The organism is Sphaerospermopsis reniformis (assembly GCF_005402885.1).
GTDB classification, from domain to species: Bacteria; Cyanobacteriota; Cyanobacteriia; order Cyanobacteriales; family Nostocaceae; genus Sphaerospermopsis; species Sphaerospermopsis kisseleviana.
This window is the reverse complement of sequence record NZ_BJCE01000222.1, coordinates 1-8,954: the sequence shown is the minus strand read 5'-3', so window position 1 is coordinate 8,954 and position 8,954 is coordinate 1. Positions and strand designations below refer to the sequence as shown.

At 39.6% G+C, this 8,954-nt stretch carries 6 protein-coding genes; 4 read left to right on the top strand and 2 right to left on the bottom strand.

Annotation, left to right across the window (positions count from 1 at the left end; all coding sequences use genetic code 11):
* The coding region (locus FFR48_RS22085; protein ID WP_371851470.1) for a transposase at positions 1-239 on the top strand (239 nt) is incomplete at its 5' end.
* A gap of 80 nt (positions 240-319) precedes the next feature.
* On the opposite strand, the gene FFR48_RS22080 is transcribed toward FFR48_RS22085, so the two are convergent.
* The gene (locus FFR48_RS22080; protein WP_096566757.1) at positions 320-2,230 is read right to left on the bottom strand and encodes a flotillin family protein; all 1,911 of its coding nucleotides are present in this window, start codon (positions 2,228-2,230) and stop codon (positions 320-322) included.
* 15 nt (positions 2,231-2,245) lie between these two features.
* Entirely contained in the window at positions 2,246-2,920 is a 675-nt protein-coding gene (locus FFR48_RS22075; RefSeq protein ID WP_096566759.1) for an OB-fold-containig protein, read from the bottom strand.
* A gap of 537 nt (positions 2,921-3,457) precedes the next feature.
* On the opposite strand from FFR48_RS22075, the gene FFR48_RS22070 reads away from it, so the two are divergent.
* From FFR48_RS22070 to FFR48_RS22060, 3 genes are all read left to right on the top strand, one after another.
* Positions 3,458-5,965, top strand: a complete 2,508-nt coding sequence (locus FFR48_RS22070; protein ID WP_137668854.1) for an endonuclease MutS2 — start codon at positions 3,458-3,460, stop codon at positions 5,963-5,965.
* 240 nt (positions 5,966-6,205) lie between these two features.
* The gene (locus FFR48_RS22065; RefSeq protein ID WP_096566762.1) at positions 6,206-6,814 is read left to right on the top strand and encodes a DUF3038 domain-containing protein; all 609 of its coding nucleotides are present in this window, start codon (positions 6,206-6,208) and stop codon (positions 6,812-6,814) included.
* Positions 6,815-6,929: 115 nt separating this feature from the next.
* The gene (locus FFR48_RS22060; RefSeq protein ID WP_137668853.1) at positions 6,930-8,519 is read left to right on the top strand and encodes a DUF4335 domain-containing protein; all 1,590 of its coding nucleotides are present in this window, start codon (positions 6,930-6,932) and stop codon (positions 8,517-8,519) included.
* Positions 8,520-8,954 lie beyond the last annotated feature (435 nt).

The window sequence follows — 8,954 nt, the reverse complement described above, 5'->3', positions numbered from 1 at the left end:
TTCTTGATTGTACTTTTGCTGAGGATTCTTGTCGTATTCGCTCTTGGAATAGCCCCCGAAATTTTGCTCTTTTACGACGCATTGCTCTCAATGCTCTTAATCGTGAACAAACTTATAAACGTAGTCTGCGACAAAAAATGAAACGCACTGCTATGGATAACGATTACATGATTCAAGTTCTCAGTTCTTGTTTCATTGACTCTACATTAGATTCCGATAAGCCCTTATGTCAAGCCTGATTGAGATGCTCTTACCCTGCTCATAATTCATAATTCATTATTGATAATTGAAAAAATTATGAATTATGAATTGCAAATTATTAATTACTTTCTTTTTCTTGGTGATTCAAGCTTGGTAGTTTCACAGAGTTGTTACTACTTACTATTTGGCTAACTTGCCCAATTAAATCACCTAATTTACCTTCATCTAACAAGGTATTTATTAAGGAAAGTCCGCTAGTAGATAATAGTAACTTGTTAATATCTTGACTGCCATTACTACCATTTGCACCAGGGAAGGAATAAATGCGAGTGTCTCCTAAAACTCCTGGTTGTGGTGCTAAAGCAGTAACAATTTCTGGTAGTTTATCCGCTAATTCTGGCCAGATAGTTGTGAGAATTTTCGCACTTAAATTAGCATTGCTAATGGTATTTTCTGCTGTAATTTTGGCTTGAATACCTTCAGCTTCAGCTAAAGCTTTATCACGGTTAGCATCTGCAAGAGTACGAATGGCTTCTGCTTCTAATTCTGCTGCTTCTTGGGCAATTTCCGCTTGACGACGACGACGGAAAGCATCAATTTCTACAACGTTGCGATCGCTAATACTCCTTTCTTGTGCTTCCCTTTCTGCGATGATTATAGATAAACGTTTTTGGCGTTCCGCTTTTTCAATTTCACTGGCAGTTTTTACCGCTTCTTCTGCTTTCGCTTGTTCTGCTTGTGCAACAAAACTTTCACGTTTTTTATTAGCAATTGCTATTGCGACATCTTCCTGCGCTAGTTTTGCTAATCTTTCTGATTCAACTATCTTTACTTGCGCTTGTAACTTTCCTGATTCTACACTTTGTTGGCGAGAAATTTCAGCAATTTCCGCTTCTTGTTTTTGCAATGCTTGTGCTACTTTTAGTTGTTTATTCCGTTCTTCTAAAGCAATATCAGCTTCAATTTGACTTTCTTGTAAAGCTAATTTTTTACGAATTTCTTCCTCTTCCACTGATTTTTCCTGCAAAATTTTGGTACGTCTTACCATTGCAGCTTCTCTATCTTTTGCTTCTTGAATTTCCCTTTCTCTCTGTGCTTTCAGTGCTTCAACTTGCAATTTTTGAGCTAGTTTAGCACTTTCTTGCTCTTGGGCAATTTGTAGCGATCGCTTTTGTGCATCTAGTTCTTTTTGTTCAATAGCGACTTGGGTTGCTAACTCAACTTCCCGTTTTTGTTGAATTGAACGTTGAATAATTTCCGTCCGCAACCGCACACCTTGAGCATCAAAGAAGTTATCAGGATCATAAGTAACACTTTCTAATATTTCCGAAATGGCAATGTTATTTAAAGTTAATCCCACCTTTTTCAAATCTGTACCTACTAAATTCAAAACTTCCTGAGCAAAACCCAATTTATCAGAATCAATTTCTGCTAAATCTTTAGTTTTAGCTGCCGCCCTAATAGCATCATCAGCCCTTTTTTCTAAAGCTTCTTTGATGTCTTCAGGAGTAATTCTACTGCCATTTTGAGATAGTCTTGCTGCTGCCGTTAAAACATCTTCTTCGGAAGCATTAATACATACATAAAATGTGACTCTAATATCTGCTCTCAGGTAATCTTTTGTTCTTACTGCCAGTTTTCCAGTTCTTTCTACATCAATAGACATTTCTCGCAAAGGTACACGGGTTAATTGATGAAATCCTGGTAAAACAATGCAACCACCATAAAGAATTACTGATTTCTTTTTAGTAAATAATCCCCCCGTTCTCACAAAAGCTTCGTTGTTGGGTGTGACAACATAAACCCTGGTATAAGCAAACAAGCTTAATAAAAGTAATATAACTAAAGTTACAATCAAACCAGGAAATACTATTCCCCCATTAATTTGAGCTAAAGTTGGCTGAGTTGTCAGCGGAAATGTGGGAGAATTTGATATTCTATATTCCTGTTTTGATTGCAGTTGAAATGTTAATAACTCCGATACATTAACACTTGGTAGAGCCTGAATAAATGTTAACCAAAAAAGCATTTTCTTGTCCTTTCACTAATTCTGATTTTTAGAGTCGGAACTATTTAACCAATTTTCTTCGTCTACACTGTCTTTGGCAATTACTAAATAGATTTGCTGTTTAAGTTCAATTACTATCACTTTTTCCCCTCTTTGTGGTGCGATAGTTGCCCAATCTGGGATCACAGCATTAATAGTTAAAAAGTTACCTTTTGGATCGAAAATATCTACCTGGCCAATTTTGTTGATGTTTTCAGCAGGAATATAAACAGAAGTTACAGTACCAATACAACCAACTAGGCGATCGCCACTTGCATCTTCACTAAATTCCGCAAACATTTTACTAATGGGTTCAGCTATCAATCTGCCAATGAATAAACTAATAATTAGGGAAATTAACAAGATAATTATCCCCATTAAAGGCAGTTGTTGATTTTGATTAATACCTCCCAGCCACACATTTAACATCCAACCAATGACACCCCACAGACTCAAATCTGTTGCCAACATCAATATTAATGGAACTTTACCAATACCAGCCCATTCCAGAAATCGTCCAAAGCTTAAATCAATGTTGGTTTCTATATCTATATCTAAATCTGCATCAGCATCTAATTCCGATTCTCCTCCTAGCATAATCATGAACAGGAAAAGCAGTATTCCTGTAATCAGGAAAATCCAATAAGGTAAGTTTGCTGGACTAAACAGCATATTTGCTCCTGCAAAATATTTAGCAGGTTTTTTATATTTTCGTTTGAATCCATCTTATTCTCTTCTTCTATTCAATGTCAAGATTAAAATTTATTTTTTGATTATTTATTGAGATATTTAACAAAATAGATGATTTATTATTAATAATATTAACAAATTAGACATTTATTATTAATAATATTAACAAATTAGATATTTTTAGTGTGAATACCTTGATAACTTAGGGTGGCGGCAATGAATGAATCACTTAAAATTATTTTTTATAGCAATTTAGGCAAATCCTGATACAGATTTTTCCCAGTGATCAAACCCAATCAAACCTAGATTCAAATTCAGCTAACAATTGTTTAGCTTGTGGGTTACATCATATAATGTAATGTAACTATTCAACTAAGCATGAGTAAAGCAGCTAACAAGTATTAAAACCTGGATGTATATTGGTGGGAGTAGGTGGTGGAGGAGAAAATTTCATCCTGAAAGACTTAGCTTTCTTGTTACCAGAATTGTTACCATAGTTTCAGATTAGATATTGAAGCCTTGATTCAGTCTGAAACCTTAGAACTACTAGAATGGCATCGCCTCTGCCAGCACCTTTCCACCTTTGCGGCAACTAAGTTAGGGGCGATAGTTGCCCGTGCCTTGCCAATTCCATCAACTCTGGAGGAAAGTAAAGAGTTGTTGGCACAAACCAAAGAAGTCTATCAATTGGAAAGCCGACTGACACCAGGGTTATCCTTTGAGGGCATTCAAGATATTGGTGACTCCTTAGAACGTGCGGAATTACAAGGAATTTTATCAGGTGAGGAACTGTTAGCGATCGCTACCACCCTTGCTGGTGCGAGAAATTTACGGCGGTTAATTGATAACCAGGAAGATGTACCTATTTTAACTGAGTTAGTCGCCGAATTACGGACTTACCCAGAATTAGAGCAAGAAATTCACCGTTGTATTGATGAACGAGCGCAAGTGACAGATCGCGCTAGTCAGAAATTAGGAGAAATTCGGGAAGATTTACGCAGGTTACGCAGTCAAATTACCCAAAAACTGCAAAATATCATCCAAGTTAAATCTAATGCCCTGCAAGAGTTGATTATTACTCAAAGAGGCGATCGCTATGTTCTCCCTGTAAAAGCTCCACAAAAAGACGCAATTCCTGGTATTGTTCACGACACATCTACCAGCGGAGCAACTTTATATATTGAGCCTAACAGCATTGTGCAAATGGGCAACCAATTACGCCAAGCTGTGAAAAGAGAACAGGTAGAAGAAGAAGCCATACGCAGGAATTTAACTACACAAGTAGCAGAAGTTAAAACCGACTTAGAAAAGTTATTAGCCATTGTTACAATTCTGGATTTAGCTACAGCCAAAGCCAGGTATAGTTTCTGGTTAGGTGCAAACCCGCCCCGCTTTATTAATCCCCAAGAGCAAGAAATAATTACTCTGCGGCAATTACGGCATCCTTTGTTAATTTGGCAACAACAACATGAACAAGGACATCCTGTAGTTCCCGTGGATTTGTTGATTAGTCCTTATATTAAAGTAGTCACAATTACTGGACCAAATACGGGTGGTAAAACAGTAACTTTAAAAACGTTGGGGTTAGCGGCTTTAATGGCCAAGGTGGGTTTATTTGTTCCCGCCCGTGAACCAGTAGAAATTCCTTGGTTTAGTCAGATTTTAGCCGATATTGGGGATGAACAATCATTACAACAAAGCTTATCGACATTTTCCGGGCATATTCGCCGCATTAGTCGAATTTTGAATGCCATTAGCGAGGGAACAGGGAACACTTCGACAAGCTCAGTGCATCGCGGGGAACAGGGAACAGGAGAAGAAGCAGGGGAGCAGGGTGCAGGGTGCAGGGGAGAAGACTTTTCCCCAATCACCAATCACCAATCACCAGTCACCAGTCACCAATCCCTAGTTTTACTGGATGAAGTGGGCGCAGGTACAGATCCGGTGGAAGGTAGTGCATTAGCGATCGCTCTCCTCAAATATCTGGCGGATCATGCTCAGTTAACCATTGCTACTACTCACTTTGGAGAATTAAAAGCTTTAAAATATGACGATGTTCGGTTTGAAAACGCATCAGTCGAATTTAACGAAGCCACCCTTTCACCTACCTATCGGTTATTGTGGGGTATTCCTGGACGTTCCAACGCCTTAACCATTGCCTTACGCTTAGGCTTAAAACCAGAAGTCATAGAAGCTGCAAAAAGTCAAGTGGGAGAAACAACGGACGAAGTTAACCAAGTAATAGCCGGGTTAGAAGCTCAAAGGCGCAGTCAAGAAACCAAAGCAGCAGAAGCACAAAAAATATTAAAGCAAGCGGAGAAATTATATAAAGAAGTTTCCCAAAGAGCCGCAGCTTTACAGGAAAGAGAAAAAGACTTGCGAGCCTCCCAAGAAATAGCCGTACAAAAAGCAATTCAAGAAGCGAAAGGAGAAATTGCCCAAGTTATTCGTCGGTTACAACAGGGTAAACCAACGGCTCAGGATGCACAAAAAGCAACAAAAGCGTTAAGTGATATTTCGGAAAAATATCAACCAGCACCAGCACCCAAACCCAAACCCGGTTTTATGCCCAAAATAGGCGATCGCATTCGTATACCCAAACTAGGGCAAACCGCCGAAGTCATAACCGCCCCGGATGCAGATGGGGAGTTAAGTGTGCGCTTTGGGATCATGAAAATGACAGTGAAATTACAAGACGTAGAATCTTTAGATGGTCAAAAACCAGAACCCATAGTCAAACCCAAACCAGCACCAACCGTTACCCCGTCACCAACACCAACCGTAGCCATTCGCACATCAAAAAATACTGTTGATTTGCGCGGAAAACGGGTAGCAGATGCCGAATATATATTAGATAAAGCAATTTCTGAAGCTGTTGGACAAATATGGATTATTCACGGACACGGAACTGGTAAATTAAAGCAAGGAGTTCACGCATTCTTGCAGCAACACCCCAGAGTTAGCCATTATGAACCAGCAGAACAAGCAGATGGTGGTACTGGTGTCACTATTGCTCATGTAGATTAGGGCATTGGGCATTGGGAAAAACTATTACCCAATTACCAATCACCAATCACCAATCACCAATCTTAACCAAAGCATCATGAATTTCTCATATTTAAACAAGAAATTTTCATCTAAAGTAAAACCAAAACAACAGCTGTTTACTAAACTTATTTACAGCTAGATGACGAGAAACCAATTTTCATACTTGATGGTCTGTTTCAAAAAGGGTAACAGCAACAGCCTTTATTCGCCTGATCAACTATGCTAAAAGTTATGCAATCGGCCGCCAATTCAGCTACATCTAATTCCCAGTGGGAGGATTTAAGCCAGTTTCCGACCTCCAATACCGTTCAATGGGAAAATATTAAAACCCAGTTAGATTTGGTGTTATTAGCACTAGAAACTTTAACTGGCATTGGTTCTGATGCTATGCTATCTGCGGCGATTAATCTCCAGTTAGAGTCAAAAGTACCAGATAGGGTGGCCTTGTGGCGACTGCGCCAATCTAACCCCATACGCAAAGGTCAAGGAGGACGGAAAAAACTAGATGTAGATGAAGCGCGATCGCTGGTTCTGATTACCTGCTATCTTGCCAAACAACACCAAGAATTAATCCGGCGTGCTGTTGGGTTATTAGAAACAATAGCTGCCAAAAATCAAGAACCTCATCAAAATGCTTTACTTGGAGATTATATAGATGCTTTCTGTAACACCTACCAAGAACGGATGGAAGAAGATGAACAAATCTCCACAGATTTACTAACCAACTTAGCAATAAAACTGCTGGTAGATTTACTATTTTATAGCGCCCCTACTGGACACCGCCGCCTGTGGTTAACATTGTTGGATCGATCCACAAAACAATTTTAGATTTTAGATTTTAGATTTTAGATTTTAGATTTTAGATTTTAGATTTTAGATTTTAGATTTGAAATCACTGATCCAAAATCGAAAATTCTTTTTTGTCCCCCTTGCCATTCTTGCTATGCCTGGATCAAATTCTGTCATTCGTCGCTACACTCCCCCCACTTGTACACTGGAAATCTTGGCGCAAAGCTCACCTTTATCTCGTTGGATAGGGCAAACAGTCCTGAATCAACTTCGTTTTCAACTGCACTTTGATGATCCAACACTACCAGAAGAACTGAGAGTACCTATTCAGGGCGATCGTGATCAACTAGAAGCCTTGTGTAATGCTGTTACTAACTACGTTCAGGCACTTCTACAAAAATCAGCAGATAACTTTTGTCTCACTTCCTTAGAATCCCAACCATCAAGCAAAACATCTGATCAACCAGAAGTACAAGATGTTACCCCATCATCATCATCGTCGCCTAAAACCCCAAATCCCTCTAGTATGGGAATTTTAGAGGCAACAATTTATTTAGAATCTAGTGACAATTTAACTCATAAACTATATCTCGGTTCCCTTGCTAATCAAACGTCAGGACCGATAATTCAACTTACTCTATTACAACTATTTGATCTGGCCACGGCCTTAGAAGAATATTCCACTGATGTCATAATATTACCAAATCTCAACAGTGAGAAATCAATAATTCCCAGTTTGCCTACTTGGACACCTATAGCCGCAGTAATAGCACTAGCTTTGGGTTTAGCTCCCTTAACCTGGCAATATGCCAGCAGCATGAGGCAAAATCAGCAGCAAACAGCTAAAAAGACTACTTCTGACACACAACCAGCAACTACTGTAACTGCACCATCTCTGAACTTAACCACTCCTCAACCAGAATGGACTTCCTTTGCTGGTTTACCATCTCCCCCTAGTAGTGGTGATACTATAAAGCCGCCTGATTTAGAGACTCCCGTGATACCCGCTGATTCTACTCTAGATCCAAAACCTCTGACTTTTCCTGATGCTACCGTGCTTCCCACAGCTAGAACATTGCCAAATAATGGACTGACAATACCTCCACAGACACAGCCAGTCCCTCCTAGCAGTCTACAAATTCCAGGAACATCACCAATACCCAGTTCCCAACAAAACTCTACAGGAGTGATTAACCAAGGTGGTATTCCTCCTGTCACTGGTCAAAATTTGCCTTCTGGAAATACAAGTAGTATCTCTTCTATATCTGGATCTATTGCTACCTTACCTAATGATGTGCAGAGTCAGATTTCTGGACAACAATCCTCTACACCAAATTCACAGCAATTAGATCAAGCTGCTTCTGCAACCAAATCTCCCGATAATGATTTAATAGAAAAATTGCGATCAGCAAGACAAAGACCATTCCCAACACAGGTTGCTGCTGAGGAAAACAAATTATTTGATGTACCTCAAGCAGCAGAAGCTAGAGCTTATTTACAAAAGAATTGGCGGCCACCTACGGGATTTTCCCAGACACTAGAATATAGTCTGATTTTGGGTGTTGACGGTACTATTGAACGCATTTTCCCCTTGAACCGAGCCGCTAGAGAATATATTAATGACACTGGTATACCAGAAATTGGTAAACCCTTTGTTTCTACTAATCAAGCTGGACAAAACCTCAGACTCAGAGTTGTCTTTAGTCCCGATGGTAAGGTGCAGACGTTCCCAGAAAACCCTTGATTATGTGTAAGGAGTCAGGAGTCAGGAGTTCAAGGAGTCAGGAGTCAGAAGTCAGGAGTCAGGAGTCAGGAGTCAGGAGTCAGGAGTCAGAAGTCAGGAGTCAGGAGTCAGGAGTCAGGAGTCAGGAGTCAGGAGGAGGTGGGAAAATTTATTTGCTATCTCTCGAAATCTAAAAAAATGCACACTTTTTCAGGTATACCTTTGAAAACCCTGGCGATTTTTTCCTCTTTATTAGCACTTCGACAAGCTCACTGACTACCTGTAACCTTTGTTCTATCTGGGTTTTACATTTATTTAGCAAACCTTAAATAGGGGTTGCTGAGAAAGTCTTTCCGTGAGGGCATAGGAGTCAGGAGTCAGGAGTCAGGAGTCAGGAGGAGATTGGAAAATTTCTTTGCCATCTCTTGAAATCCCAAAAAATGCACACTTTTTCCG